Raw genomic sequence first — 26,043 nt, 5'->3', positions numbered from 1 at the left:
GCGCTAGGGTAGGAGATCGAGCAAATACCTGGTTGATCCAGCTCAATAGAGCGGTGAATGGTCTGCGCGGGCTTTTCGCCGTTGCCTTTAGATGCGGTTGCAGATGATAATGTTTCTCTTTTTGAAATGTGCCCGTCGCTCGAGGACTTTTCCCGCATGAACCCGTATCCCCTTCGTTCGCTTGCTGCCGCCTTGCTGGTGGCCAGTGCGCCACTGGTGGCGGCGCCCCTGGATGCCGCGCTGGACGAAAGCCAGCGCCTGGCTGCCGAGGCCAAGGCTTCGCAAGCGCGCATCGAGCAGCTCGATGATGCCAGCCGCGAGATGCTCACCGAGTACCGCAATGCTTTGCAGCAGGCTGATGCATTGAAAGGTTATAACGAACAGTTGCGTGAATTGGTGGCTGCCCAGCGTACCGAGCTGGCCGGTTACCAAGCGCAACTGGATGGCATTGAGCGTACCCAGGAAGCGGTGACCCCGCAGATGCGTCAGATGGTCGAAGTGCTGGGTGAGTTCATCGCTGCCGACCTGCCGTTCCTGCCGGATGAGCGCAGTGATCGGCTGGCGCAGTTGCAGGATTTGCTGCCGCGTGCGGATGTCAGCCTGGCGGAAAAATACCGGCGCATCCTCGAGGCGTATCAGGTCGAGAGTGATTACGGCCGCACCCTTGAGGCCTGGCGCGGCGAGCTGCCGGTCGACGGCGGTTCGCGCAGTGTCGAATTCCTGCGCCTGGGCCGCAGCATGCTCTACTACCAGACCCTCGATGGCCACGAAAGCGGCTGGTGGAGCCCGCAGAGTCGCAGCTGGCAGGTGCTCGACGGCAGTGCTCGACGTCCCTTGCACCAAGCCATCGCCATCGCCCGTCAGGAGCAGGCACCCGCACTGCTCGACCTCCCGGTGCAAACGCTGTCCCAGGAGACTGCCCAATGAACCGTCGTTTTCTCGCGGTACTCACCCTCAGTTTGTTCTCGGCCGCCGCGAGCGCTGCCGAGCCGCTGACCCCGGATCAACTGTTACAGCGCATTCGCAGCGACCGCGCCGCCGAAGTCACGGCCATGCAGGCGCGTGAGCAGGCGTTCGTCGCCGAGCGTAGCGAGCGTGCGCAATTGCTCGCCGGTGCCCAGGCCGCATTGGCCACCCAGAAAGCCGAAGCCGAGCGCCTGAAGGCCGAGTTCGACCGTCAGGAAGCGGCCTTGGCCGAGCAGGAAAAACTTCTCGCCCAGCGCGTCGGGCATCTCGGCGAGCTGTTCGGCGTGGTGCGCCAGAGTGCCGGCGACGTGGCCGGGCAATGGCAGGACAGCCTGCTCAACGCGCAATACCCCGAGCGCTTGCAGCGCCTCAAGGCCCTCGCCGAAAGCCGTGCCTTGCCTTCTGCGGCGGACCTCGACGGTTACTGGATGCTGCTGCTCGAAGACCTCGCCGCCAGCGGCCGGGTCGAGCAGGTCGAGTTGCCGGTGGTGGCGGCCGATGGCACCCGCTCGACCCAGCCCGTGCTGCGTGTCGGCGCGTTCTCGGCGTTCAGCCCGACAGCCTTCCTGCGCTACGACGCCGATGCCGGCGAGCTGCTGGCGCCGGCCATTCAACCGTCCGGTCTGGGTCGGGTTGAGGATTTTCTGGCGAGCAGTGAAGCGCTCGCCCGTCTGCCGATCGACCCGAGCCGCGGTACCTTGCTGGCGCAATTGCAGCGCCAGCCGAGCTTCTGGGATCGCCTGCAGCAAGGCGGCCTGGTCGGTTGGGTGATCGTCACCCTGGGTGTCTTCGGTCTGCTCCTGGCCATCTGGCGGATGGTGTATTTGGCCCGCGTGGCCAAGGGTGTGAATGCGCAGATGCATGACCTCAGTGCGCCGCGTGGCGACAACCCGCTGGGGCGGATCATTGGCGTGCTGGGGCCGAAGCCGCAGCTGTCGGACCTGGAAACCCTGGAGCTGAAGCTCGACGAGGCGATCCTGCAGGAAACCCCGCCGCTGGAAAAAGGCCAGGGTCTGCTCAAACTGCTCTGCGCCGTGGCCCCGCTGCTCGGCTTGCTCGGCACCGTGACCGGCATGATCGTCACTTTCCAGGCCATCACCCAGGGCGGTGGCGGCGATTCGCGGCTGATGGCCGATGGCATCTCGCAAGCGCTGGTGACCACTGTGCAAGGTTTGGTCGTGGCCATTCCGCTGCTGTTCCTGCACACCTTGCTGGCCAGCCGCAGCAAGGGCTTGATCCAGTTGCTCGAACAGCAAAGCGCCGGGCTGATCGCCCTGCACCTGTCCGGGGCGCCGCGTCGTGACTGAGCTGCTCGGCATGTGGCTGCGCCTGGTTGACAGCAGCCACGCGCTGCTCGACTTCATGAGCGCCGGTGGCATGGTGATGTGGGCGCTGGCCGGGCTCTGCGTGGTGTTCTGGACGCTGGTGTTCGAGCGTTTCTGGTACATGCGCAAGGTTTTCCCGCTGTGGGTTGGCGAGCGGCGCCTGGCTTGGCAGCAGGTGCTTCGAGACGACAGCGGCAGCTGGCAGCGCGCGGTGCGCAGTGCCTGGCTGGCGCAGGCGCAGCAACACCTGCTCGGGCCGTTGCGCCTGAGCAAAACCCTGGTGGCGATGTGTCCGCTGCTGGGGCTGTTGGGCACCGTCAGCGGCATGGTCGCGGTGTTCGATGTGCTGGCCATCAACGGCACCGGCAATCCGCGCGGCATGGCGGCCGGTGTTTGGCAGGCAACCTTGCCGACCATGGCCGGCATGGTGCTGGCGATTACTGGATTGTTCAGCCTGGCGCGCCTTGAACGCGACGCCCGTCAGGCCATCGAGCGGCTGGCCGACCAGCTGCGTCACGAGTGAGAGCTTGTGAAAACACTGCCCGTCTGCTGCGGCCGCCTCCAAACGCCCGCAGCGGCGTTGTGTTAATTGAAACGCGGGGTCATTTAGCTCACTAAGCTCCCCCGTTTTTCAACTAGCGCGCCTTGCCGCGAACGCCTGGAGTCGCCCTCGCGACGACGCTCAATATTTTCACAAGCTCCGAGACTGCAAAACATGAGAATGCGCCGTCACCACCAGCAAGACGAAGACACCGGCATCGACCTGACGCCAATGCTCGACGTGGTTTTTATCATGCTGATCTTCTTTATCGTCACCAGCTCCTTTATCAAAGAAGCCGGTGTCGACGTGCAGCGCCCGCAGGCGGAAACCGCCAGCCCGCAGGACAAAGGCAACATCCTGATCGCCATCACCGCCGACGGGCAGGTGTGGATGGACAAGAAAGTCGTTGATGTGCGCAGCGTGCGTGCGCACGTCGAGCGCATGCGCGTCGACCAACCGGAGGGCGCTGTGGTGGTGCAGGCCGATCAGGATGCGCGCACCGGTCTGGTGGTGCAGGTGATGGACCAGGCGCGCCTGGCGGGTGTACAGGATGTGGCGCTGGCGGCCACCGCGGGAGCGCTTTGATGCGCGTGCCGCTGTCTTTTCTCGGCGCCTGCCTGATGGCCCTGGCGCTGTTCGCGTTGATGCTCTACATGGTCGCGCCGCCGCGTAGCCAGCCGTCCGATGAACCGGTCACGGTGGCCAACTTCGTACGCCTCGATGGCGAGTCGAGCAACGCCGCGACCCGTACCCGTCAGCAAGCGCCGCAGCCACCCCAGCCGCAAACTCCGCAAACGCCGACGCCACCGACGCCGGTCGCGGCCACGCCGAGCGCCAACCTGCCGGCATTGGACCTGCCCCTGCCTAGCCTGAGCAGCGGCATTAGCGTCAACAGTGCGCCAACCCCGAGCCTGAGTGGCTTGAGCGCCGGGGCCGCAGCACCGAGCGCGGCGAGCCCGGCACCAGCGGGCGGTCAGCCCGGCGGCCCGGAAAGCGAAGTGATGCCGCTTAACGATGTCAGCCCGGAATACCCGCGTTACGCGTTGCAGCGCGGGATTCAGGGGCACGTCAAATTGGCCTTCACCATCAACCGTGCCGGCGCCGTGGAAAACGTGCGCGTGCTGGAGGCCAGCCCGCAGAACGTCTTCGAGCGCGAAGCGCGCCGCGCCGCCGTGCGCTGGCGTTTCGCTCCGCGTACCGAGGGCGGCTTGGCCGTGGCGCGGGAAGCGGTGAAGACCCTGTACTTCCGTCTTGAGGGAGGTCGCTGAGATGCAGCGTCTGTTGCTGATATGGATTCTCTGCACGGCTGGCGCTGTCCAGGCTGCCGGGCAAACCGTCGAGCCGGGTGTGTTCCGCGCCCTGAACAGTGCACAAAGCGCCCAGCAGCAGGGTGATTACGCCGCTGCCCGGCGCGCGCTGGACGCCGCCACGGCCAGCCCCGGCAGCCTGGAAGAAACCCTGTTGTGGCGCAGTCGCGGTTACCTGGCCTGGGCCGAGGGGCAGAATGCCACGGCCATCGAGTTTTTCGACAAGGCGGTTCAGAGCGGCAAGCTCGATGCCGAATTGCAGGCCACTGAAACGCTGAACCTGGCCAAGCTCAACCTGGTCGAGCAGCGTTACGCCCGGGTTGTCGCCTTGCTCGCTGGCAATCAGGCCAGCGCAAATGAAGAGGTGCTGCACATGCTGGTGCAGGCCTATCAAGGTTTGGGCCAGCCCGCCAAGGCGCTGCCGTTGGCCGAGCGTTATGTGCAGGCCAATCCAAATGCCGCGGACAGTTGGTTGCAGTTTCTGGTGGCGGTCAACGCCGATCTCAAGCGTTATTCGGCGGCCGAACGCTGGCAGCGCCAGTTGCTGCTGCGCCAGCCCAATCGCGCGCAGCACTGGCGCCAGCTGGCCGCGTTGCAACAGATGACGGGTGGCCACGACAAAGCCTTGGCCACCCTGCGTACCGCGCACAGCAAAGGCCTGCGCTTCAACGAAAGCGAACTGGACAATCTGGTGTTGCTGGCGGGCGCGGCCGATCAGCCGTGGCAGGGTGCCAAGCTGCTCAGCGGCCTGCTCGAACAGGGCTTGCTGCCGCGCACCGCAGGCCGCGAAGAGCGCCTCGGCCTGCTCTGGTGGCAGGCACGCGAGCGCACGGCGGCGGCGCGGATCTTCCGCGAGCTGGCGGCGCGCTCCGGCAGTGCCAAACATTGGTTGAACCTGGCGCAACTGGAGCTGGAACAGGCGCGCTGGGAAGCTGGCCTCGATGCCTTGGCCAAGGCCGAGCGCGCCGGTGCCGAACGCAGCAAGGTGCGCGCCTGGCGTAACTGGGCGGAAAGCGAGCTGCGCTACCAGCGGGAAAAGCGCGTGGCCAGCACGCGCTAGGGTGAGTAAAGAGTCACAAATGCGTAGGGTGGGTTAGCCGCATGCAGCCATTACCCGGCATCACGCCACCGGGGACGCGGCGTAACCCACCATTGGCGCAACGCGGTCGATCGCTTGGTGGGTTACGCGCCGCGGCATGATCGGGCCGGCGTACCGCGCCGCTAACCCACCCCTATCGGTCAAGGTGCTCAGCTGTCCGGCAGTTCGTAGGCGTAGATCTTCTCGGCTTGCATCTGGTAGCCGGCCTCGGCCAACTCACTGCTGCTCTGCTCGACCTTCAGCGGGCCTTCGATCCAGAACGGCTGGTACAGCGCATCGAGCAGCACGCCCAGCTCGCTGGTGACGTGCACGATCTGGTTCGACGGCGGTGGCGGTACGTGGATGCAGGCGCCGAAATACGGCACCAGGAGGAATTCGGTGACACGGCCTTCGTCGGTGACGTCCAGCGGCACGATATAACCCGGCAGCTTGATCGCCTGGCCGTCCAGCGCCGTCACTACCGGGGCGGCCGGCGATTGCTGCATGGCCGCCGGGCCGGACTCCGCCAGGGCGTCGGCGAGTTGCGATAGATCATGGATCGGCGCCGGTTCGACGTTTTGCGGTGGCGCGTCGGCGGGCACCAGTTCGGACCAGGTCAGTTCGCGGACCCCGTCGGCCCACAGCGGTGTGGCCAAGGCGAACAGCAGGGCGGCGAGCAGCGGGCGGGGCATGTGAAACCTCATAAACGAATGGACAAGCCGTCGGCCAGCGACTGGCGGTAGGCCCGCCAGGCGGGCACGCCGCCCATCAGCAAGGCAGCGCCCAGAATAGCGCCGAGCAGCGTCCACTCATAGGCCGTTGGCAGGCTGAGTGGCAGGTACAAGCCGTAGTGTGCCTGAACGAAGCCCTGCGCGCCGGCGATGCCCAGGTACAGCAACACGACGCCGAGCACGACGCCGGCCAGGGCCAGGGCGAAAGCCTCGAGAATCAGCAGGCCGGCGATGTGCCAGGGGCGGGCGCCGACCGAGCGCAGGATCGCCATCTCCCGTCGACGTTCGTTGAGGCTGGTGAGAATCGCCGTGAGCATGCCGATCAGCCCGGTCAGCACGACGAACAGCGAGACCACGAACAGGGCCTTTTCCGCCGTGCCCATCAGACTCCACAGTTCCTGCAAGGCGACGCCTGGGAGAATCGCCAGCAGCGGCTCGCCACGGAATTCGTTGATCTCTCGTTGCAGGCTGAAGGTGGCGATCTTGCTGTTCAGGCCGAGCAGGACGGCGGTGATCTGTCGCGGCTGCAAATCCATGCCGCGCGCTTGCTCGGCGCTGACCTTGCCGGCACCGCGCGCCGGCATGCCGTTCTGCCAGTCGACATGCAGCGCTTCCATGCCGGCCAGCGAAATATGCAGGGTACGGTCCACTGGGGTGCCGGTGCGCGCGAGGATGCCGACCACCTTGAATGGTTTGTCGTCGTGTTTGAGTAGACTGATGGTGGCCACGCCATGGGCCAGCACCAGTTCCTCGCCGAGTGTGTAACCCAGCGCATGTGCGACTTCGGCACCGAGCGTGACCTCGAACGGGTCGTCGGCAAAGGCGCGGCCCTCGGCCAGTTGCAGGTGCTGGCCGCGCGCGAAGCGGTAGTGCTGGAAATACGCCGGGCTGGTGCCCATCACCCGGTAGCCGCGGTGCGAATCGCCGAGGGAGATTGGAATCGCCCACTTCACCTGACGGTGTTCGGCGAACTGCTCGAAGCTGTCCCAGCGGATGTTGTTGGTGGCGTTGCCGATGCGAAACACCGAGTACAGCAGCAGGTTCACGCTGCCCGAGCGCGCGCCGACGATCAGGTCGGTGCCGCTGATGGTATTGGCGAAGCTGGCGCGAGCCTCGGTGCGCACCCGCTCGACCGCCAGCAACAAACACACAGAGAGCGCGATGGCGAATACCGTCAGCCAGGCGGTAAAGCGGCGGTTGCCCAGGCTGGCCAGGGCGAGACGCAGTAGGTACATCCTTAAATCTCCGTGAGCAGGCCGTTGAGAAACGTAGGCGAGGCCGCCGAGGTAAGGCAAAGACAGGCGAGACACGAGCGCAGCGAAGTAACAGCCAACGGCTGGCCCGAAGGGCGAGCGAAGCGAGTCAAGCGGAGTTTACTGGTGTAAATGAGCATTTCGAGCCTGTTTTTAACGCCCCTTTCTTTTCTAAAAGAGGGGCAACGTAGGTAGTTTCTCAATGGTCTGCGGGGCGTGTGGCGCGGTTCAGTTCGGCCAGCGACAGGCTGCGGTCGAACAGCCGCGCCAGGCTCTGATCGTGGCTGACGAACAGCAGGCTGGAGCCGGCTTCGCGGCATTCGGCGAACAGCAATTCGAGAAAGGCTTCGCGGGCATCGGCATCCAGGGCCGAGGTGGGCTCGTCGGCGATCACCAGCTCCGGCTGGCCGATCAGTGCCCGTGCGGCAGCCACGCGTTGCTGCTGGCCGATCGACAGATCACCGGCGCGGCGCTGCAGCAGTTCCGCCTGTTGCAAGCCCAGGTGGGCGAGCAGGGCGCTGGTGGCCTTGGCCACGCTGCCATGGCGCTGCACCGCACGGCTGGCGCGCAGTTTGGAGAAATGACAGGGCAGTTCGACGTTCTCGCGTACCGAGAGAAACGGCAGCAGGTTGAACTGCTGGAAGATATAGCCGGTGTGGTCGACGCGAAAACGGTCGCGGGCGCCGGCCGAGAGTGTACTCAGGTCCTGTTCAAGCAGGTGAATCGTGCCGCGGTTGGGCTTCTGCACGCCGCCGAGCAAGCCCAGCAGGGTGGTCTTGCCACTGCCACTGGGGCCCTTGAGAAACAGGCTTGCGCCGCGTTGCAGGGTGAAGGTGTCGATGTCCAGCAACTCGGGCTGGCCGGGCCAGGCAAAGCCGAGGTTGGACAGTTGGATCAGGGCTGAACTCATGGAAAACTCGTTTGGCGCGTAGGGTGGATCGGGGCGCGTAGCTGACGCTCTTTTCATCCACCACAAAATTGCAATGGTGGATGGATGAAGCGTCATCCACCACAAACGTTCTGCAAAGTGGCGATTAGAAACTCAGGGTCGGCTGGGCGGGCGTCAGCTCCAGGCCCTGCTGGCCGTTCGGGCCGATCAGTTGTACCTGAATTTTCTCGGTGGTGGGGAAGCGCTTGAACAGTTCGCCGAGGTCAAGTTGTTTCAATTCTTCAGGCTTCTGACAGTCGAGGCTGTAGTGCGCGTGGATATCGCTGTGCTCGCTGTCATGGGACTTTTCATGTTCATGTTCATGTTCATGTTCATGTTCATGTTCATGTTCATGTTCATGTGAGTCGGCATGCTTGGCGAACAACGGGCTTTCCAGCTCTTGTTTGCTGATGTTGCAGGCGCCCGCATTCAGGCCGAACAGCGCCTGCGGTTGTTCCAGCTGGCTGCGCGCAGCAGCGACCTTGGCTTTGTCGGCGTCGCTCTTGGCCGCATGCTCGAAGCCCACCAGGTTCATGGCCGGGCTATCCAGTTGCAGGTGCAGCATCTTGCCGTCGAGCACCACATTGAGCTGCGCCGCGCCGTGCTCGTGGGCATCCAGGCTGCCGTGTTCGGCGTGATCATGCGCGTGGTCGTGTTCATGGCTGTGCGCGGCAGCGCCAGTGGCGAGGGGTAGCAGGGCAAACGGCAGGGCAAGTAGCAGGCGGCGCATGGCGGTCTCCGGGCAGAAATAATTACGTGTTACGTTATAACAACTTTGTGGTGGCCATGGCCAGCCTTGCTTGGCGGCCCGCTGCGGACATGGGAGCATGGCGGCTGATCAGTTGAGGGCAGAATAATGGTGCGAATTCGTGGGCAGATCGGTGCCTGGCCGGTGGATCTGACGGTTGAACTGGATGCGCAGGAGTGGGCACAGTTGGCTCAGCACGTGACCCTTGAAGCACCCGCTACGCCAGTAGCGGCTGCCGCGCCGGTGGCCAACGATGCCCTGTGGCAGACCACGCTGGAGTTGTTGCGTCAGGCTGGGCAGATCGAGGGGCCACAATTGCTCGGGCAATTGGCCGGTTTGGCCGGCGGAGAGGCGGCAGGCAAGCGCCTGTTGGTGCGCCTACGTCATTGCGCGCAGGTGCGCATGGAAACCGGTGTCGATGCGCCGATCTATCACTGGGTCGGGTAACAAGTGCTGCCATGGCAGGGCCGGTTAGCCATCATCTGATCTGTCGCGGCTAAAGCGGAGGGGCTTTAGCCGCGAGGCTCGACAGGCAGTTGTCAGTAAATCGCCTGGTACAGCTTGCGCCGGTAGGCGGTGACCAGCGGGTGGTCGTTGCCGAGCAGGTCGAAGACTTGCAGCAGGGTTTTGTGCGGCAGGCCGTCGGCATAGCTGCGGTTGCGCACGAACAGTGTGAGCAGAGCCTCCAGCGCCGGTTCGTATTGCTGGCGCGCCAGTTGCTGAATGGCCAGCTGGTAGGTGGCCTCATCGTCTTCGCCGTTCTGCGCCAGGCGGCTCTTCAGGCTGGCGGCGTCGGGCAGATCGGCGGCTTGGCGGAGGAAGGTCAGTTGCGCGCGGGCGCCGGCCAGCGCCTGTTTGTGTTCATCGCCTTTTACCGCGCCCAGTACCGCCTCAGCTTCGCCCAACTCGTCGCGCTCGGCCAGGCAGCGAGCGTAGAGAATCAAGGCGGCGGGGTTTTCGCTGTTTTCGCTGAGCAGTTGCTTGAGCACGCTTTCGGCGTCGGCGATGCGGCCGTCGGCGAACAGCGCCTGGGCACTGTCGAAGGGATCGGCCTGGACGGCCGGCGGCTCGGCGACATGCGGCTGGAGCAGGGCGCGGATCGCCGATTCCGGCTGGGCACCGGCAAAGCCATCGACCGGCTGGCCATCCTTGAACAGCACCACGGTCGGCAGGCTGCGAATGCCAAAGCGCGCGACGATGTCCTGCTCCAGGTCGCAGTTGACCTTGGCCAGCAGCAGCTCGCCGCGGTACTCCTCGGTGATTTTCGCCAGCAGCGGCATCAGCGCCTTGCACGGCGCACACCACTCGGCCCAGAAGTCCACCAGCACCGGTTTGTGGAACGAATTCTCGATGACCAGCTGCTCGAATTGGGCGGCGCCGGTTACATCAAACAGATAAGGGGAGTCGCTCATGGTCGGTCTCGCTGGCTCAAGGGTGATGGGCACTATAAATGTGGGCGCCTGCTTGCGGAAACAAGGCGTGGGTCAATTGCGCTGTGCGTGGTACAGGCTGACGTAGCGAAATTCGGCGGGCTCGGCCAGGTCGGGCCAGGTGCAGGCCTCCAGCACGTCGAGGCGCTGGTACAGCGGGTGCTGGAAATCGCGTACCCGCGAGTCGGCGACCAGTGCCTCGCGGCCGCGGCTGAGAAACTGGTCGAGCAGCGGCAGGTTGGCGCGGTCGTAGAGCACGTCGGCGACGATGATCAGGTCGAAGCGGTCGGCCTCGGCGAAGAAGTCTGCGGAGTAACTCAGCTCCACCTGATTCAGCGCGGCGTTGGCCCGGCAGGCCGCGAGCGCCAGCGGGTCGAGGTCGCAGGCCAGCACTTCCAGCGCGCCGGCCTTGGCCGCGGCAATCGCCGCCACGCCGGAGCCTGCGCCGAAATCCAGCACGCGCTTGCCGCGCACCCACTCGGGGTGCTCGGCCAGCCAGCGCGCCAGCGCCAGGCCGCTGGCCCAGCAGAAACACCAGTAGGGCGGTTCTTCGAGGATCAGGCGGGTTTCTTCCGGGCTGAAACAGCGATCCATGTTCGCCGCATCGATCAGCCAGAGCTGTAGCGCGGTGCCGGGCAGGGGCTGCGCGGTGAGTTGCGCGTCGCCGAGCAGTTCGCCCAGTGCGGCCTGCAACGCCGCTGGTGCCGTCATGGCGCCGGAACCAGGCGCAGTTCGCCCAGTGCCTGGCTTTGCCCGTGACGAATCGGTTGCAGAGGTAGACGCAGAATCAGTCGACCAGTCTGGTGGGCGCGCCCGCGCAGTTCGATACGTGTGCCTGGGGCGAAGGCCTGCGGATTGAACATCAGGCGAAAGGGCAGCGCGGCGCCAGTGCCGCGTAATTGGATATTGCCCAGCAAGCCTTGCGGCAGGCCGCGCTCATTGAGCGTCAGCAAGGCCAGCTCGGCATCCGCGCCGCTCGGTACGCCGAGCAGGCTGCCGCTGAGTTCGCGTAAATCTGCCGCTGGCGCCGTGGGCGTCGGCACGCTGGGCTTGGCTGGCGCCGCGGGCGTGGCCGGCGGTGTGCTGGCGCAGGCACCGAGCAGGCCGACAAGGCTGAGCAGAGCGAGCAATCGCAGCGAGGAGGATGCGTGCATTGGAACCAGAAGCCCGAAATAGAGTGATGGAATGCGCGCGCCTGTATACCGCAAAGCCCTCGGCTTGTCTTGCCTGTGGGATGCGCTACCATGGCGCCTTCCTGTTCAAGGCTGTTGCTCCTATGCACTGTCCCTTCTGCGGCGCCAACGACACCAAGGTCATCGACTCGCGTTTGGTCGCCGAGGGCGAACAAGTGCGCCGTCGCCGCGAATGCCTGGCCTGCGAAGAGCGCTTCACCACCTTCGAGACCGCCGAACTGGTGATGCCGCGTCTGATCAAGCAAGACGGCAGCCGCCAGCCCTTCGACGAAGACAAGCTGCGTGCCGGCATGCAGCGCGCCCTGGAAAAACGCCCGGTGAGCATCGAACGCTTGGAGGCGGCGATTGCCCATATCAAGCACAAGCTGCGCGCCACGGGCGAACGCGAGATCAAGTCGCTGGTGCTCGGCGAACTGGTGATGACCGAGCTGCAAAAGCTCGATGAAGTCGCCTATATCCGTTTCGCCTCGGTGTATCGCCGCTTCCAGGACCTCAACGAATTTCGCGAGGAAATCGACCGGCTGTCCCGCGAGCCGTCGCACGATTGATGATGACTTCCGATCACGCCTTTATGGCCCGCGCCTTGGAGCTGGCCAATAAAGGCCTGTATTCCACGCACCCCAACCCGCGCGTCGGCTGCGTCATTGTCCGCGACGGGCAGATCGTCGGCGAAGGCTGGCACGCCCGCGCGGGCGAGCCGCACGCCGAAGTGCACGCCCTGCGCCAGGCCGGCGACAAGGCGCGCGGCGCCACCGCCTACGTCACCCTTGAGCCGTGCAGCCACCACGGCCGCACGCCGCCTTGCGCCGATGCGCTGGTGCATGCCGGTGTGGCGCGGGTGGTCGCGGCCATGCAGGACCCCAACCCAAACGTCGCCGGCAGCGGCCTGCTGCGCCTGATGCATGCCGGCATCGCGGTGCAGAGCGGTGTGCTGGAAGCCGAGGCGCGGGCGCTCAACGCGGGCTTTATCAAACGCATGGAGCAGGGCTTGCCCTTCGTGCGGGTCAAGTTGGCGATGAGCCTGGACGGCCGCACGGCGATGGCCAGCGGTGAAAGCCAGTGGATCACCGGGACGGCGGCGCGTGCCGCGGTGCAGCGCCTGCGTGCGCGCGCCAGTGTGGTGTTGACCGGCGCCGACACGGTGCTGGCGGATAATGCGCGGTTGACCGTACGCCCGGATGAACTGGGCCTGAATGCCGAGCTGACGGCCCTGGCGATGATCCGGCCGCCACTGCGCGTGCTGGTCGATGGGCGCTTGCGCGTGCCGTTGAGCGCGCCATTTTTCCAGGCCGGTGCGGCGCTGGTCGCCACCTGTGCCGCGGCATCGGCGCGTGATCGCTATCTCGGCGATGGCCATGAACTATTGGCCGTGCCGGGCAGCAATGGGCATGTTGACTTGCGCAAGCTGCTTAACGAGCTGGCGGTGCGCGGTGCCAACGAAATCCTGGTCGAGGCGGGGCCGCGTCTGGCGGGGGCGTTCGCCAAGCAAGGCCTGGTCGACGAGTACCAGTTGTTCGTTGCGCCGAAGTTTCTCGGTTCCAGTGCGCGGCCGCTGCTCGACTTGCCGCTGGCACGCATGGTCGAGGCGCAGGCGCTGAAGATCGTCGACATGCGTGCGGTTGGCGACGATTGGCGGATCACCGCGGTGCCCACGTCGTAGGCTGGGCTTTGTCGCCGTACGCAGTGCGTGCCGCGCCCAGGTAGGCATGCAGGCCTGCGGCAAGTGTGGTAAAACGCGTCTCGGCCGCTTAGGTGGCCGCAACGTTCTCAGGGCGGGGTGTAATTCCCCACCGGCGGTAATGGTGCGCAATGCGCCTAGCCCGCGAGCGCTTGTCACCGCTGTTTGGCGTGCGGACAAGGTCAGCAGACCCGGTGTGATTCCGGGGCCGACGGTTAGAGTCCGGATAAAGAGAGAGCGGGATTCCCTCCATGGGCGCCATGCGTGTGTCTGTGAAATCCCTATCGATCGGCACTGCCCTGTTTTAATCAAAACAGGAGTTCGTCCATGCTGTTCCATACTCAATCCAGCGACGCAGCGGAGGGCGCATGTTCACCGGCATAATCGAATCCATCGGCAGCATCCGTGCACTGACGCCCAAGGGCGGCGATGTGCGCGTCTACGTGGCCACCGGCCAACTCGACCTGGCTGACGTCAAACTCGGCGACAGCATTGCGGTGAATGGCGTGTGCCTGACCGCCGTGGAGCTACCTGGCGACGGCTTCTGGGCCGACGTCAGCCGCGAGACCCTGACGTGTACCGCCTTTAGCGATCTGAAACCCGGCAGCAAGGTCAACCTGGAAAAGGCCCTGACGCCGACCACTCGCCTTGGCGGCCACCTGGTCAGCGGCCATGTCGATGGCGTCGGCGAGGTCATCGCCCGCGCCGACAATGCCCGCGCCGTGCAATTCACCATTCGCGCGCCGCGCGAGCTGGCCAAGTACATCGCGCACAAGGGCTCGATCACCGTCGACGGCACCAGCCTGACGGTGAATGCGGTGAATGGCGCCGAGTTCGAGCTGACCATCGTGCCGCACACCCTGGCCGAGACCATCATGGTCGACTACCGCCCCGGGCGGCAGGTCAACCTTGAGGTGGACCTGCTGGCGCGTTACCTGGAGCGCCTGCTGCTCGGTGACCAAGCGGCCGAGCCGAAAGCCTCGGGGCTGACGGAAGGTTTTCTCGCCGAACACGGCTACTTGAAGAATTAAGGAATCGCCAGCATGGCTCTTAACAGCATCGAAGAACTGATCGAAGACATCCGCGCCGGCAAGATGGTCATCCTGATGGACGACGAGGACCGCGAGAACGAAGGCGACCTGATCATCGCCTCCGAGTGCGTGACCGCCGAGCACATCAATTTCATGGCGCGCTTCGCCCGTGGCCTGATCTGCATGCCGATGACCCGCGAGCGCTGCGAAACCCTCAAGTTGCCGCTGATGGCGCCGCGCAATGGCTCCGGTTTCGGCACCAAGTTCACCGTCTCCATCGAAGCCGCGGTGGGTGTCACCACCGGCATTTCCGCCGCCGACCGCGCGCGCACCGTGCAGGCTGCTGCGGCGAAGGGTGCCAAGGCCGACGACATCGTCAGCCCCGGCCATATCTTCCCGTTGATGGCCCAGCCAGGCGGTGTGCTGGCGCGCGCCGGACACACCGAGGCGGCCTGCGACCTGGCGCGCATGGGCGGTTTCGAGTCGAGCGGGGTGATCTGCGAAATCATGAACGACGACGGCACCATGGCCCGTCGCCCCGAGCTGGAAGAGTTCGCGGCGCAACATGGCATCAAGATCGGCACCATCGCCGACCTGATTCACTACCGGCTGATTCACGAGCGTACCGTCGAACGCATCAGCGAACAGGTACTCGACAGCGAGCTGGGCCAGTTCAACCTGGTGACCTACCGCGATTCGGTGGAGAACGATGTGCACATGGCGCTGACCCTGGGCACCATCTGTGCCGACGAGCCGACCCTGGTGCGGGTGCACAACATGGACCCGCTGCGCGACCTGTTCATGGTCAAACAGCCGGGGCGTTGGAGTCTGCGCGCGGCCATGGCCGAGGTGGCCAAGGACGGCAGCGGCGTGGTGCTGCTGCTGGGTAACCCGCTGACCGGTGCGGATTTGCTGGCACACCTGGAACGGCAGTTGGGTAACGAGACGAAAGTCGCCAACCCGACCACCTACAGCACCGTCGGTGCGGGTTCGCAGATTTTGCGCGACCTCGGCGTGCGCAAGATGCGCCTGATGAGTTCGCCGATGAAGTTCAATGCAATATCCGGTTTCGACCTGGAAGTTGTAGAATACCTGCCCTCCGAATAAACGGCCGACGGCCGCAGCCTTTAGCCTTCTCCCGCGGGAGAAGGTGGCGCCAAGCGCCGGATGAGGGTGCAGTCGGCTAGTCGCAACGCGTGCTGTTTTCCCTTGAGGGAAGTCGCGAAGCGCTGAACGGGACTGATTTTTAATTTCGGGGTGCGCCGTTGCGTGCCCCGGCTCTTTAAACACTGTGAGAACCCGCTATGACCCTGAAGACCATCGAAGGTACCTTCATTGCCCCTAAAGGCCGCTTCGCCCTGGTGGTCGGCCGCTTCAACAGCTTCGTTGTCGAAAGCCTGGTAAGCGGCGCCGTTGACGCCCTGGTGCGCCATGGCGTGAGCGAAAGCGACATCACCATCATCCGGGCTCCGGGTGCGTTCGAAATTCCGTTGGTCGCGCAGAAAGTCGCGCAGCGCAGCGAGTTCGCCGCGATCATCGCCCTTGGTGCGGTGATTCGGGGTGGTACTCCGCACTTCGAATACGTGGCGGGCGAGTGCACCAAGGGCCTGGCCCAGGTGTCCATGGAGTTCGGGGTGCCGGTGGCCTTCGGCGTACTGACCGTCGACTCCATCGAACAAGCCATCGAGCGTTCCGGCACCAAAGCCGGTAACAAAGGCGCCGAAGCCGCTCTTTCTGCTCTGGAAATGGTCAGCCTGCTGGCGCAGTTGGAGGCCAAGTGAGCCAGGGCGACGGTAACCCGCACAAGCCGCAAGCAGGCAAAGGCCCGAAAGCGCCGAGCGCCAAGACCTTGGCGCGCCGTCAGGCGCGCACCCTGGCCATGCAGGCTTTGTATTCCTGGCATATCGCCGGTCAGCAACTGAACGAAATCGAGGCGCAGTTCCGCGTCGATAACGATTTCAGTGCGGTCGACGGTGCCTACTTCCACGAAATCCTGCATGGCGTGCCGCGGCAGAAAAGCGAGATCGATGGGGCGTTCGAGCCATTGCTGGATCGTCCGTTGGCCGAGATCGATCCGGTCGAACTATCGATTCTGCGGCTCTCGACCTACGAGCTGAAGAACCGCATCGATGTGCCGTACCGCGTGGTGATCAACGAAGGCATCGAGTTGGCCAAGGTGTTCGGTGCTACCGACGGGCACAAGTTCGTCAATGGTGTGCTGGACAAACTGGCGCCGCGTCTGCGCGCCGATGAAGTCCGTGCCAACAAGCGTTAACCGCCATGTACCGCTACTGCGCTCGGCCATGCCGCGTTGAGATCAGCCTCAACATGCTCATGTACTACTCGTGCACTGTGCATTTGACTCGCAACGCTCGCCCTGCGGTTGTTACTTCCTTTGGGTGAGTTTGAGCTGATCCGCCATTACTTCGCCGCTGCGTCTTGTGCGCAGCCAGGCGAAGGCGTGGTGTTGGGTATCGGCGACGACTGCGCCTTGCTGGCGCTGCCGGCTGGCGAGCAGTTGGCCGTGTCGACCGATACCCTGGTCGCCGGGGTGCATTTCCCCGAGTCGCCGGATCCTTTTCTGTTGGGCCAGCGTGCGCTGGGCGTGTCGGTCAGCGATCTGGCCGCCATGGGCGCGACGCCTATCGGCTTTACCCTGGCATTGACCTTGCCGAGCGCCGAGCCTGCCTGGCTGCAAGCCTTTGCCCAGGGGCTCGATCAGATGGCGCGCCCGTGTGGCGTGCGCTTGATCGGCGGCGATACCACGCGCGGTCCGCTGAGTTTGACCCTCACGGTGTTTGGCCGCGTGCCACAAGGTCAGGCCCTGACGCGCGGCGGTGCCCAGGTGGGCGATTTGCTCTGCGTCGGCGGCGAGTTGGGCGATGGCGCCGGCGCATTGCCGTTGGTGCTGGGCCAGCGGCAGGCGCCTGCCGCGATTGCCGAGCCCTTGTTGGCGCGCTATTGGTCGCCGCAACCGCAGTTGGCGTTGGGCCAGGCATTGCGCGGCAAGGCCACGGCGGCGCTGGATATTTCCGATGGCTTGTTGGCCGATTGCGGGCATATCGCGGCGGCATCGGCTGTGGCGTTGCTGATCGAGCAGGCGCGACTGCCCTTGTCGGCAAGTTTGCTGGCGCTGCTCGGCACTGCGGCCGCGCGTGCTTGCGCGCTGAGTGGCGGGGATGACTATGTGTTGGCCTTTACCCTGCCGCCAGAGCGGCTCGCGGGCCTCCAGGCGGCGGGATGGCCGCTGCGGGTGATTGGTCGCGTCGCGGCCGGGCAGGGCGTGCAACTGTTGGACGAGCAGGGTCAATGCATCACGCCGCCGGCGCGAGGCTATCAACATTTTGGGAGTGACAGTGACTGAATCGGTAAGAGTGCCGCCGTCGGTATGGCGCAATCCGTGGCATTTCCTGGCCTTTGGTTTCGGCTCCGGCACCTTGCCGAAAGCGCCGGGTACCTGGGGGTCGCTGGTCGCGCTGCCGTTCATTCCGCTGTGGCAGATGCTGCCGGATTGGGGCTACTGGCTGATGCTCGGCGTCACCATGCTGTTCGGCTTCTGGCTGTGCGGTAAGGTCGCCGAAGACCTGCGCGTGCACGACCACGAAGGCATCGTCTGGGACGAAATGGTCGGCATGTGGATCACCCTCTGGTTGGTGCCGGAAGGCTGGGGCTGGTTGCTGCTAGGCTTTTTGATGTTCCGTCTGTTCGACATCCTCAAGCCGTGGCCGATTCGCTGGATCGATCGGCATGTACATGGCGGCGTCGGCATCATGCTCGACGATGTGCTGGCCGGGGTGTTTGCCTGGTTGGCCATGCAACTGGTGGTGTGGGGCTGGGCCAATGGCCTGGCCGCGGGGTTGGGCTTCTAGACCCAGCCGAGCACAGTGCGCGGTAAATGCCGCCATGCGATGGCTTGATGAGTGCCGAGGATAGCTATGCGCGGTTGCTGGTTGGCGTTATTGCTGAGTCTCGTGGGTGGTATGGCGGCCCAGGCCGAGTCGCGGCCGCCGGCGCAGATTCAGGTGGTCAGCGACGTTTGGGAGGATTACAGCGAGGCCGATGGCAGTGGCTTGGCCTGGGATATTTTGCGCCGGGTTTTCGAGCCAGCCGGGGTGCGTTTGAGTATCCAGAGCATGCCCTACACCCGCTCGATCGGTCTGGTGCAGCGCGGTGAAGCGGATGCCTGGGTCGGCTCCTACCTCGATGAGGTCCGCGAGAACGTCATCTACCCGCGTTGGCATTACGATGCCGATCAGATCCAGGCCCTGGGGCTGATCGAGCAACCACGGCCGACGCTGGCCACGCTCGGTAGTTTTCGCCTGGTGTGGCTGCGCGGCTATGCCTACCAGCGTTATCTGCCGAACTTGACGCACTACCAGGAAATTCAGCACCGTAGCGGTATCCTCGGCATGCTGGAGCATCGCCATGCGGATTTTTATATCGATGCGCATACCGAGGTCGAGGAGGTGCTGAGCCGCGCGGCCGATCCGGCGCGTTTCCGGATTACCGCACTGACCCGCCTGCCGATGTACCTTGGCTTTGCCGATAACCCGCGTGGGCGAGCCTTGGCGAAGCTGTATGACCAGCGTATGGATCGGCTGGTCGAGCAAGGCAGCCTGCGTCCGCTGTTTGCCCGCTGGCAGCAACCTTACCCCTTCGATTAACGGATTGTGAGAAGCCTGATGCGTGGACTGAAAGTGCTGGGTGCCGGCGCGCTGCTGGCGGTTACGGGGCTGGCGTGGGCGGCGCCCCAGGTGCAGGTGGTCGGCCTGTTTCCGGGCGCGGCGGTGCTGGTGGTCGACGGTCAACGCAAACTGGTGAAGGTCGGCCAGAGTGGCCCGGGCGGCGTGCTGGTGGTCAGCGCCGACAGCCGTGGCGCGGTGTTGCGGGTCGACGGCGTGGAGCGCAGTTATAGCCTCAGCCGCGAATATAGCGACGGCTTCGCCGAGTCGAGCAAGCGCCAGTTGAGCATCGCCAAAGGCATTGGCGGGCATTACTGGGTAGCCGGTTCGGTGGAAGGGCATCCGGTGCAGTTTCTGGTGGACACCGGCGCCACCTCGATCGCCCTCAACGACGGCCATGCCCGGCGCCTGGGCATCGATTACCGGGTCAACGGGCTGCCGCTGCAGGTGAGTACCGCCAGTGGCACGGTGCGCGGCTGGAAGGTCAAACTCGACAGCGTCAAGGTCGGCAGCCTGGAAGTGCTCGGTGTCGAGGCCGTGATACTGGAAGGCGGTTCGCCGACCGAAGCGCTGCTCGGCATGAGTTTTCTTGGCCGCGTCGGCTGGCGTGTCGAGCAGGATGTGCTGGTGCTGGAGTCCAAGCATTGAGCGATGGTGAAACAACGCTCGCCTACTGCGACCGCCTCCAGGTGCTCGATCTTTTCACAACCTCTGAGCGTGGGTTCGATCCTTATCATCGGTAATTCAGGCTGACCCGCCAGCCAGGGCTGCTGTTACAATGCCGCCCTCGCAAATTATCAGCCCCATACCTATTTAGGAGCATCCGGTGTCTGTCGTGTTCGTCGCCGCCTCCCAGCTGCCTACGCCGTTTGGCGTGTTCACCATGCATGGTTTCCTCGAAGAAGCCACGGGCAAGGAGCACGTCGCGCTGACCTACGGCAACGTGTCCGACGGTGCGCCGGTATTGGGTCGCCTGCATTCCGAATGCCTGACCGGCGATGCCTTGTTCAGCCTGCGCTGCGACTGTGGTTTCCAGCTCGAAGCGGCGTTGCGTGCGATCGCCAGCGAAGGCCGTGGCGTGCTGCTGTACCTGCGCCAGGAAGGCCGTGGGATAGGCTTGCTGAACAAAATCCGCGCCTACGAACTGCAAGACGCCGGTGCCGATACCGTGGAGGCCAACGAGCGTCTGGGCTTTGGCGCCGACCAGCGTGACTACGCGATCTGCCTGCCGATGCTCGATCACCTTGGCATTACCCAGCTCAAGTTGATGACCAACAACCCGCGCAAGGTCAAAGCCCTGGGCGACATGGGCATCAACGTGGCGACTCGCGTGCCGTTGCAGATCGACCATAACCCGCACAACAAAAAGTACCTCGCGACCAAGGCCGGCAAACTCGGGCACATGCTCGGTAGCCTGCATCAGGGCGAGGTCGAGGAAAGCCTGTGACGCGTAGCGAAGTACGCCGCCGGTTGGCGCTGGTCTGGTGGCGACAATTAGCGCTGAGCCTGGCCCCGTTGTTCGTGCTCAACTTGCTGTTCGGCGCCGACCGCCAACTCGGCATGCTGGCCATGCCGCTGTTCGTCGCCGGCATGGCCTCGATGTTCGTCAGCCTGCCACTGTTCAGCGCCTACAAACGCGCGCTGGTGGCCACCGAGCAGGCCCTCGACACGCCTGAAGAGCCGGCTGCTTGGTTGGAACTGGCCAACCGCCGGCGCCTGGCCTTTCTCGGCGCCGGCCTACCGGCCTGGATTGCCGCCATCGCGGTATTCGCCGGGCTGGAAGCGATTCCGCTGTTCCTCCTGGCGATTTCCAGCATCGTCCTGCTCTACCTCTACCGCATCCCCCGCCAGCTCGGCTGATGATCCGCCTGCTCGCCGGTCTGCTCGCGTGCCTGGTCTGGCCGGCGCAGGCGGTCGAACGAGTGGTCAGCCTGGCGCCGTCGCTGAGTGAAATTGTCGTCGAGTTGGGCGCCCGCGATCTGCTGGTCGGCGTGCTGGATGGTGGCGAGCGGCCGACTGCTCTGGCCCATCTACCGTCCGTGGGGCGCTACGGCCAGTTGGAACTGGAAAGCCTGCTGGCTTTGCAGCCCGACCTGCTGTTGCTCTGGCCGGACAGCATCAGCGGCGCCCAGCGCCAGCAACTTGAGCGTTTCGGCATCCCGCTGTTGGTCGCCGAGCCGCGCGACCTGGCGCACCTGGCCGAGCAGTTTGCCGAGATCGGCAAGCGCATCGGCCGGGCCGAGCAGGGACAGCGGCTTCGCCAGCAGTTCAGCGAACGCCTGGCCGAACTGGCTGCGCGCTACCGGCGCGAGCGGCCGTTGCGGGTGTTCTACCAGATCTGGGACGCGCCGCTGTACACCATCGGCGGGCGGCAGATCATCAGCGATGCGTTGCGTGTCTGCGGCGCCGAAAACGTCTTTGCCGAGCTCGACTTGCCAGCGCCGCAGGTCAGCGTCGAGGCCGTGCTGCAACGCGATCCCGAGGTGATCCTCGCCGGCACCGGCGCGCAACTGGACGCCTGGCGCGCCTGGCCACGGCTGGCGGCCGTGGCGCGTAATCAGCTGTTGCAGGTGCCGGACAAGGGCCTGGAACGACCGAGCTTCCAGATGCTCACGGCCACCGAGCGCCTGTGCCAGGCGCTGGCCAAGGCGCATTGAGGCGGGGTGAGTATCGCGCGCGCGTAGGTTGGGCTGAGCTGCGCGAAGCCCAGCATAGTGATCGCAGGCATAACCGTTGGGCTTCGCAGGCTCAGCGTCAACCTACGTCAGCGCAGTCGTAGCCCGGATGCAATCCGGGCTACGTGCTGGCGGTCAGAGCTGAGGCGTCCAAGTCACGGCAAACAGTGCGGTACGGCCTTCGCTGTTGTAGCCAAAGCGCCCGTTGCTTGTGCTGTAGGTCGCCTCGGCATAGTCCTTGTCGAACAGGTTGTTCAGCTTCAGATCGAACGCTACTTCTTGGCTGGCTTGCCACTTGCCGCGCAGGCTAAACAAGCCATAGCCAGCCAGTTCTGTGTCGTTGTCGGCATCGTCATAGCGGCCGCTGACCGCACGCCAACTGGTGCCGACGGCAAACGCGCCGAACTGGCGATCCAGGTCCAGGCTCAGTGTGCGCTTGGCGCGGCGGGCGAGGGTGTGGCCAGTGTCGCGATCCCGTGGGTCGATCAAGGCCAGTGCCAGGTTACCCTGCCAGCCGAACAGCTCCTGTTTGAGCGCGGCTTCGAAGCCATTGATCCGTGCCGTCTGCACGTTCTGCGGGATGAAGTTCTGGTCGAGCACAATCGCGTCTTCCAGGTCGATGCGGTACAGCGACAGCTCCAGCGCACCGGTTTCGCTGTAGCGACTACGCCATTGCGCTTCGTAGCTTTTGGACATTTCTGGCTTGAGGTCGGGATTGGCGCTTGGGAAGCAGAAACCCGAAAAGCAGAAATCTGGGTAGTACAGATCGTTGAAGGTCGGCGCGCGGAAGCCTTCGCTGTAGGACAGGATCAGGTCGTTGTCGTCGTTGAACGGCAGGGTCAACGCGGCGTTCCAGGTGTTCTCGCTACCGAACTGCTGGTTCTTGTCATGGCGCAGGCCCAGTTCGGTCGAGAAGTGTTCAGCCTTGTAGCGGTGCTGAATATATGCCGCCTGGTTCCAGCGCGAGTCTTCGACAAAATCCGTGTTGCTGCGCAGACGATCTTCGTACCAATCGGCGCCCAGCAGCACTTGCTGGTTGTCGCTCAGTGCCAGGGTATTCACCCAGTTAAGTGAATCGCGGTAGGTGTTGAAGCTGTAGAAAGCATCTGCGCCGGCTTGCGGCTGATCGTTGCCAGTGTCGCGCTTGTCCTCGCTGTGGCCGATTTCCAGGCGGCTATTCCAGGCATCGTTGAGGTTGGCGTCGATGAAACTAGACAGGCTGCTGAGCTGGAAATCGGTGGTGGGCAGAGAGGTGCTGAAGATGTCCTCAAACTCGGCTTGGCCGCGTTGGTCGAGTGCGCTGAAGCCGATCTGCAGGTCATCGTTGAAACGGTGCGAGACATTCAGACTCAGCGATTGATTGCGGTAGGCATCGTCATCGCCGTTGGCGCCGAAGCTGTCACGCGTGGCATCGATGCCTTGGGTTTCATCGAGCGCAGCGCCCAGGTTGAAGCGGGTTTGCGCGTCGCCGCCGGACAGGCCAAGGCTGCGCTCGAAGGTCTGGTTGCTGCCAGCGCCAAGGCGAACGTAGGGCTTCAGCCCGTCGCCGCTGCCTTGGCGGGTGAATATCTGGATAACGCCGCCAATGGCGTCCGAGCCGTAGAGTGCCGAGCGCGCGCCGCGTACCACTTCGACCCGTTCGATCTGCTCCGGGCTGAGAAACTCCAGGCTGCTGGTGCCGCTGGAGGCGGCAGCAATGCGTTGGCCATCTACCAGCACCAGGGTTTGCGCAGTCGACGTGCCGCGGACGAACAGACCGGTTTGGCTACCCGCACCGCCGGTACGGCTGACGCTGACGCCTGGGACGCGCTCAAGTAGCTCAGCCACGCTGCGCACTTGCAGGCGCTCGATATCCTTGCGGGTAAAGACCGTGGTGGCCGCTGTCGCCTGTTGGACGGGTTCTACAGCGCGTCCGGAGGTGACGATGAGCGGTTGCAGGTTCACTGCGGTCGTTGGGGTGGTGGTTGGCTCGGCGTGAGCCGCTAATGGCAACAACGCCACGGCCAAGGCGATACGGGACAGTTTCATCGATAAATCCTCAAAAGGGAGACGTCTTTTGAGGAGGGCAGGGGCAAGCACGGGCAATCGCAAGCGGCCAGCGCTTGACGGTGATGCCCTCCGCAACACCTATCAAATTGCACCGAGGCAGGTCTCCGGGCTGCCGACTGGCGTGTTCTCACCTTCCCAGGCGAACCCAGTGGTGTTTGAGAGCACGCGCGCTGAAGCGGTTATCGCTTCAGCGCTGTCGGTTACCGTTGCGGGGGCAGCGCAGGCTTTGCGGCTGTCGAGGCGACAGCGACGCACCTGCTTCCCTTTTCACGCCTGGGCCTTACGGCTGTCGGCGACCTCGGACAAGCAAAACGCCGCGCACCATAAGCGTGTGCGGCGGGTAAAGCAATTCAGCCCGTAGGGCGGACATCGCGAAGCGTTGTCCGCCGGTGTCGTTGTCGAACGCGGCGGACTATCGGTTATTCGCCGTGCAGCGTGGCGAGCCGCTGGCGGACCGCCGCTTCGATGCCGGCGGCATCCAGGCCGCATTCGGCGAGCATCTGCGCCGGTTTGGCGTGTTCCACGTAATAGTCCGGCAGGCCCAGGTGCAGGATCGGCTTGAGCAGGTTCTCGCGGGCCATGAACTCGCTGACCGCGCTGCCGGCCCCGCCCATGATGCTGTTTTCCTCAACGGTTACCAGCAGCGCGTGACGGGTGGCCAGGTCGCGCACCAGGGCTTCGTCCAGCGGTTTGACGAAGCGCATGTCGACCACCGTGGCGTCCAGGGTCTCGCCGACCTGCAGCGCTTCGCCCAGTTGTACGCCGAACACCAGCAGGGCGACGCCCTGGCCCTGGCGGCGGATCACGCCTTTGCCGATTTCCAGCGCTGCCAGGCCGGCCTCGATGGCGGCGTTCGGGCCACTGCCGCGCGGGTAACGCACGGCGGCCGGGCCGTCGAACAGGTAGCCGGTAGTCAGCATGCGGCGCAACTCGTTCTCGTCGCTGGGGGTCATCACCAGCATGCCGGGGATGCAGCGCAGGTAAGAGAGGTCGAAGCTGCCGGCGTGGGTCGGGCCGTCTTCGCCGACCAGACCGGCGCGGTCGATGGCGAACAGCACGTCGAGGTGCTGCACCGCCACGTCGTGGATCAGTTGGTCGTAGGCGCGCTGGAGGAAGGTCGAATAGATCGCCACTACCGGTTTCACGCCATCGCAGGCCATACCGGCGGCCAGGGTCACCGCATGTTGCTCGGCGATGGCCACGTCGAAATAGCGCGCGGGGTAGCGTTCGCTGAACGCCACCAGGTCGGAACCTTCCTTCATCGCCGGGGTGATGCCGACCAGGCGCTCGTCGGCGTCGGCCATGTCGCACAGCCACTGGCCAAACACGCTGGAATACTTCGGCCCGCTGGGTTTGGGCGTGGCCAGCGGGGTGGCGCTGGCCGCCTTGAGCGGCTCCAGTTTGGTGATCGCGTGGTAGCCGATCGGGTCGACCTCGGCGGGGGCGAAACCCTTGCCTTTCTTGGTCACCACATGCAGGAACTGCGGGCCTTCCAGGTCGCGCATGTTGCGCAGGGTGGCGAGCAGGGTGGGCAGGTCGTGGCCGTCGATCGGGCCGATGTAGTTCCAGCCCAGTTCTTCGAACAGGGTGCCGGGCACCAGCATGCCTTTGGCGTGTTCTTCGGTCTTACGCGCGATTTCCCAGGCGCCGGGCAGGCGCGAGAGCACCTTCTTGCTGCCTTCGCGCATGCTCGCGTAGGTGCGGCTGGAGAGGATTTTTGCCAGGTAGTTGGACAGGCCGCCGACGTTGCGCGAGATCGACATGTCGTTGTCATTGAGCACCACCAGCATGTTGGCGCCGACATCCGAGGCGTGATTCAGCGCTTCGAAGGCCATGCCGGCGGTCAGCGCGCCGTCGCCGATCACCGCCACCGACTTACGCTTGCTACCTTGCAGGCGCGCGGCGATGGCCATGCCCAGCGCCGCGCTGATGCTGGTGCTGGAGTGGCCGACGCCGAAGGTGTCGTACGTGCTTTCCGTACGGCGCGGGAAGGCGGCGATGCCGTCCTTCTGGCGTAGGCTGCCCATGCGCTCGCGGCGCCCGGTGAGGATCTTGTGCGGGTAGGCCTGGTGGCCGACGTCCCACACCAGGCGGTCGTCCGGGGTGTCGAAGACGTAATGCAGGGCGATAGTCAGTTCGATCACGCCGAGGCCGGCGCCGAAATGCCCGCCGGTCTGGCCGACCGTGTAGAGCAGGTACTGGCGCAGTTCGTCGGCCAGGGTTTCCAGCTCGGCTTCGCCCAGCCGGCGCAGCTCGTCCGGCGTGTTGGCGCGGTCGAGCAGGGGCGTCAGCGGGCGCTCGCGGGGGATCTCATGGAAGGTCGTCGGCATCAGGCGAATCGTTATAGGTATAAAAGATGCGGCAGTTTACCCGATGCACCAGAAACTGCCCAAACAAGGTTCGGGCAGGCGGGTCGCTCGCACATTTG

29 protein-coding genes and 2 riboswitches are annotated in these 26,043 nt (G+C 64.6%); of the genes, 20 read left to right on the top strand and 9 right to left on the bottom strand.

What is annotated here, in order from left to right; all coding sequences use genetic code 11:
• Window positions 1-156 precede the first annotated feature (156 nt).
• The 6 genes from B3M58_RS07620 (at window position 157) to B3M58_RS07595 (ending at window position 5,199) form a co-directional block, all read left to right on the top strand.
• The gene (locus B3M58_RS07620) at window positions 157-927 is read left to right on the top strand and encodes a DUF3450 domain-containing protein (RefSeq protein ID WP_296218062.1); all 771 of its coding nucleotides are present in this window, start codon (window positions 157-159) and stop codon (window positions 925-927) included.
• Entirely contained in the window at window positions 924-2,273 is a 1,350-nt protein-coding gene (locus B3M58_RS07615; protein ID WP_296218061.1) for a MotA/TolQ/ExbB proton channel family protein, read from the top strand. The genes B3M58_RS07620 and B3M58_RS07615 overlap by 4 nt, the downstream gene beginning before the upstream one ends.
• Before the next feature lie 10 nt (window positions 2,274-2,283).
• Window positions 2,284-2,814: a MotA/TolQ/ExbB proton channel family protein gene (locus B3M58_RS07610; protein WP_414704063.1), complete on the top strand. Its 531-nt coding sequence runs from the start codon at window positions 2,284-2,286 to the stop codon at window positions 2,812-2,814.
• 192 nt (window positions 2,815-3,006) lie between these two features.
• Window positions 3,007-3,417 (top strand): ExbD/TolR family protein, encoded by a 411-nt coding sequence (locus tag B3M58_RS07605; RefSeq protein WP_296218058.1) that lies wholly within the window; start codon window positions 3,007-3,009, stop codon window positions 3,415-3,417.
• Entirely contained in the window at window positions 3,417-4,100 is a 684-nt protein-coding gene (locus B3M58_RS07600; protein ID WP_296218057.1) for an energy transducer TonB, read from the top strand. The genes B3M58_RS07605 and B3M58_RS07600 overlap by 1 nt, the downstream gene beginning before the upstream one ends.
• Before the next feature lies 1 nt (window position 4,101).
• On the top strand, window positions 4,102-5,199 hold the full coding sequence (locus B3M58_RS07595) for a tetratricopeptide repeat protein (RefSeq protein WP_296218056.1): 1,098 nt from the start codon (window positions 4,102-4,104) through the stop codon (window positions 5,197-5,199).
• A gap of 188 nt (window positions 5,200-5,387) precedes the next feature.
• Here B3M58_RS07595 and B3M58_RS07590 read toward each other — a convergent pair whose 3' ends face one another.
• The 4 genes from B3M58_RS07590 to B3M58_RS07575 all read right to left on the bottom strand — a co-directional run bounded on the left by B3M58_RS07590 (window position 5,388) and on the right by B3M58_RS07575 (window position 8,859).
• Complete coding sequence (locus tag B3M58_RS07590) at window positions 5,388-5,909, bottom strand: DUF3299 domain-containing protein (RefSeq protein WP_296218055.1); 522 nt, start codon at window positions 5,907-5,909, stop codon at window positions 5,388-5,390.
• Between the two features lie 8 nt (window positions 5,910-5,917).
• Entirely contained in the window at window positions 5,918-7,183 is a 1,266-nt protein-coding gene (locus B3M58_RS07585; RefSeq protein ID WP_296218054.1) for an ABC transporter permease, read from the bottom strand.
• A gap of 217 nt (window positions 7,184-7,400) precedes the next feature.
• Complete coding sequence (locus B3M58_RS07580; RefSeq protein ID WP_296218053.1) at window positions 7,401-8,111, bottom strand: ABC transporter ATP-binding protein; 711 nt, start codon at window positions 8,109-8,111, stop codon at window positions 7,401-7,403.
• 124 nt (window positions 8,112-8,235) lie between these two features.
• Window positions 8,236-8,859, bottom strand: coding sequence for a DUF2796 domain-containing protein (locus tag B3M58_RS07575; protein WP_296218052.1), 624 nt, complete (start codon window positions 8,857-8,859; stop codon window positions 8,236-8,238).
• A gap of 126 nt (window positions 8,860-8,985) precedes the next feature.
• On the opposite strand from B3M58_RS07575, the gene B3M58_RS07570 reads away from it, so the two are divergent.
• Entirely contained in the window at window positions 8,986-9,324 is a 339-nt protein-coding gene (locus B3M58_RS07570) for a hypothetical protein (RefSeq protein ID WP_296218051.1), read from the top strand.
• Window positions 9,325-9,416: 92 nt separating this feature from the next.
• Here the strand turns inward: B3M58_RS07570 and trxA are convergent, their stop codons facing one another.
• The 3 genes from trxA to B3M58_RS07555 form a co-directional block, all read right to left on the bottom strand.
• Window positions 9,417-10,289: a thioredoxin gene (gene trxA, locus B3M58_RS07565; RefSeq protein WP_296218050.1), complete on the bottom strand. Its 873-nt coding sequence runs from the start codon at window positions 10,287-10,289 to the stop codon at window positions 9,417-9,419.
• Between the two features lie 72 nt (window positions 10,290-10,361).
• Window positions 10,362-11,018: a class I SAM-dependent methyltransferase gene (locus B3M58_RS07560; RefSeq protein ID WP_296218048.1), complete on the bottom strand. Its 657-nt coding sequence runs from the start codon at window positions 11,016-11,018 to the stop codon at window positions 10,362-10,364.
• Window positions 11,015-11,461, bottom strand: coding sequence for a hypothetical protein (locus B3M58_RS07555; RefSeq protein ID WP_296218047.1), 447 nt, complete (start codon window positions 11,459-11,461; stop codon window positions 11,015-11,017). The genes B3M58_RS07560 and B3M58_RS07555 overlap by 4 nt, the downstream gene beginning before the upstream one ends.
• Window positions 11,462-11,583: 122 nt before the next feature.
• Here B3M58_RS07555 and nrdR point away from each other — a divergent pair, with 122 nt between their 5' ends.
• The 13 genes from nrdR to B3M58_RS07490 all read left to right on the top strand — a co-directional run bounded on the left by nrdR (window position 11,584) and on the right by B3M58_RS07490 (window position 21,548).
• A complete protein-coding gene (gene nrdR / locus B3M58_RS07550) occupies window positions 11,584-12,048 on the top strand; it encodes a transcriptional regulator NrdR (RefSeq protein ID WP_296218045.1) in 465 nt (154 codons plus the stop codon).
• A complete protein-coding gene (ribD, locus tag B3M58_RS07545) occupies window positions 12,048-13,160 on the top strand; it encodes a bifunctional diaminohydroxyphosphoribosylaminopyrimidine deaminase/5-amino-6-(5-phosphoribosylamino)uracil reductase RibD (protein WP_296218044.1) in 1,113 nt (370 codons plus the stop codon). Before nrdR ends, ribD begins: the two co-directional genes overlap by 1 nt.
• A gap of 99 nt (window positions 13,161-13,259) precedes the next feature.
• Window positions 13,260-13,421, top strand: a riboswitch (FMN riboswitch).
• Window positions 13,422-13,546: 125 nt separating this feature from the next.
• Window positions 13,547-14,209 carry a riboflavin synthase gene (locus B3M58_RS07540; protein WP_296218042.1) on the top strand — a complete coding sequence of 221 codons (663 nt, stop codon included), beginning with the start codon at window positions 13,547-13,549 and terminating at the stop codon, window positions 14,207-14,209.
• 12 nt (window positions 14,210-14,221) lie between these two features.
• The gene (gene ribBA, locus B3M58_RS07535) at window positions 14,222-15,316 is read left to right on the top strand and encodes a bifunctional 3,4-dihydroxy-2-butanone-4-phosphate synthase/GTP cyclohydrolase II (protein ID WP_296218041.1); all 1,095 of its coding nucleotides are present in this window, start codon (window positions 14,222-14,224) and stop codon (window positions 15,314-15,316) included.
• A gap of 197 nt (window positions 15,317-15,513) precedes the next feature.
• The gene (gene ribE, locus B3M58_RS07530) at window positions 15,514-15,990 is read left to right on the top strand and encodes a 6,7-dimethyl-8-ribityllumazine synthase (protein ID WP_296218040.1); all 477 of its coding nucleotides are present in this window, start codon (window positions 15,514-15,516) and stop codon (window positions 15,988-15,990) included.
• Window positions 15,987-16,484, top strand: a complete 498-nt coding sequence (nusB, locus tag B3M58_RS07525) for a transcription antitermination factor NusB (protein WP_414704062.1) — start codon at window positions 15,987-15,989, stop codon at window positions 16,482-16,484. The genes ribE and nusB overlap by 4 nt, the downstream gene beginning before the upstream one ends.
• A 120-nt stretch (window positions 16,485-16,604) precedes the next feature.
• Window positions 16,605-17,573 (top strand): thiamine-phosphate kinase, encoded by a 969-nt coding sequence (thiL, locus tag B3M58_RS07520; protein ID WP_296218038.1) that lies wholly within the window; start codon window positions 16,605-16,607, stop codon window positions 17,571-17,573.
• Window positions 17,566-18,078, top strand: coding sequence for a phosphatidylglycerophosphatase A family protein (locus B3M58_RS07515; protein ID WP_296218036.1), 513 nt, complete (start codon window positions 17,566-17,568; stop codon window positions 18,076-18,078). Before thiL ends, B3M58_RS07515 begins: the two co-directional genes overlap by 8 nt.
• A gap of 66 nt (window positions 18,079-18,144) precedes the next feature.
• Entirely contained in the window at window positions 18,145-18,873 is a 729-nt protein-coding gene (locus B3M58_RS07510) for a substrate-binding periplasmic protein (RefSeq protein WP_296218034.1), read from the top strand.
• An 18-nt stretch (window positions 18,874-18,891) separates the two neighbouring features.
• Window positions 18,892-19,539: a retropepsin-like aspartic protease family protein gene (locus B3M58_RS07505; RefSeq protein WP_296218033.1), complete on the top strand. Its 648-nt coding sequence runs from the start codon at window positions 18,892-18,894 to the stop codon at window positions 19,537-19,539.
• Window positions 19,540-19,717: 178 nt separating this feature from the next.
• Window positions 19,718-20,338: a GTP cyclohydrolase II gene (gene ribA, locus B3M58_RS07500; RefSeq protein ID WP_296218031.1), complete on the top strand. Its 621-nt coding sequence runs from the start codon at window positions 19,718-19,720 to the stop codon at window positions 20,336-20,338.
• Window positions 20,335-20,751 (top strand): MFS transporter, encoded by a 417-nt coding sequence (locus B3M58_RS07495; RefSeq protein ID WP_296218029.1) that lies wholly within the window; start codon window positions 20,335-20,337, stop codon window positions 20,749-20,751. The genes ribA and B3M58_RS07495 overlap by 4 nt, the downstream gene beginning before the upstream one ends.
• Window positions 20,751-21,548 (top strand): cobalamin-binding protein, encoded by a 798-nt coding sequence (locus tag B3M58_RS07490; protein ID WP_296218027.1) that lies wholly within the window; start codon window positions 20,751-20,753, stop codon window positions 21,546-21,548. The genes B3M58_RS07495 and B3M58_RS07490 overlap by 1 nt, the downstream gene beginning before the upstream one ends.
• Before the next feature lie 153 nt (window positions 21,549-21,701).
• Here B3M58_RS07490 and B3M58_RS07485 read toward each other — a convergent pair whose 3' ends face one another.
• The gene (locus B3M58_RS07485; protein ID WP_296218026.1) at window positions 21,702-23,594 is read right to left on the bottom strand and encodes a TonB-dependent receptor domain-containing protein; all 1,893 of its coding nucleotides are present in this window, start codon (window positions 23,592-23,594) and stop codon (window positions 21,702-21,704) included.
• A 99-nt stretch (window positions 23,595-23,693) separates the two neighbouring features.
• Window positions 23,694-23,931, bottom strand: a riboswitch (cobalamin riboswitch).
• 103 nt (window positions 23,932-24,034) lie between these two features.
• Window positions 24,035-25,945, bottom strand: a complete 1,911-nt coding sequence (gene dxs / locus B3M58_RS07480; protein WP_296218025.1) for a 1-deoxy-D-xylulose-5-phosphate synthase — start codon at window positions 25,943-25,945, stop codon at window positions 24,035-24,037.
• Window positions 25,946-26,043: the final 98 nt, after the last annotated feature.

Source organism: Pseudomonas sp. UBA2684 (assembly GCA_002354655.1).
Lineage (GTDB): Bacteria > Pseudomonadota > Gammaproteobacteria > Pseudomonadales > Pseudomonadaceae > Aquipseudomonas.
This window is presented reverse-complemented; position numbering and strand designations above follow the sequence as displayed.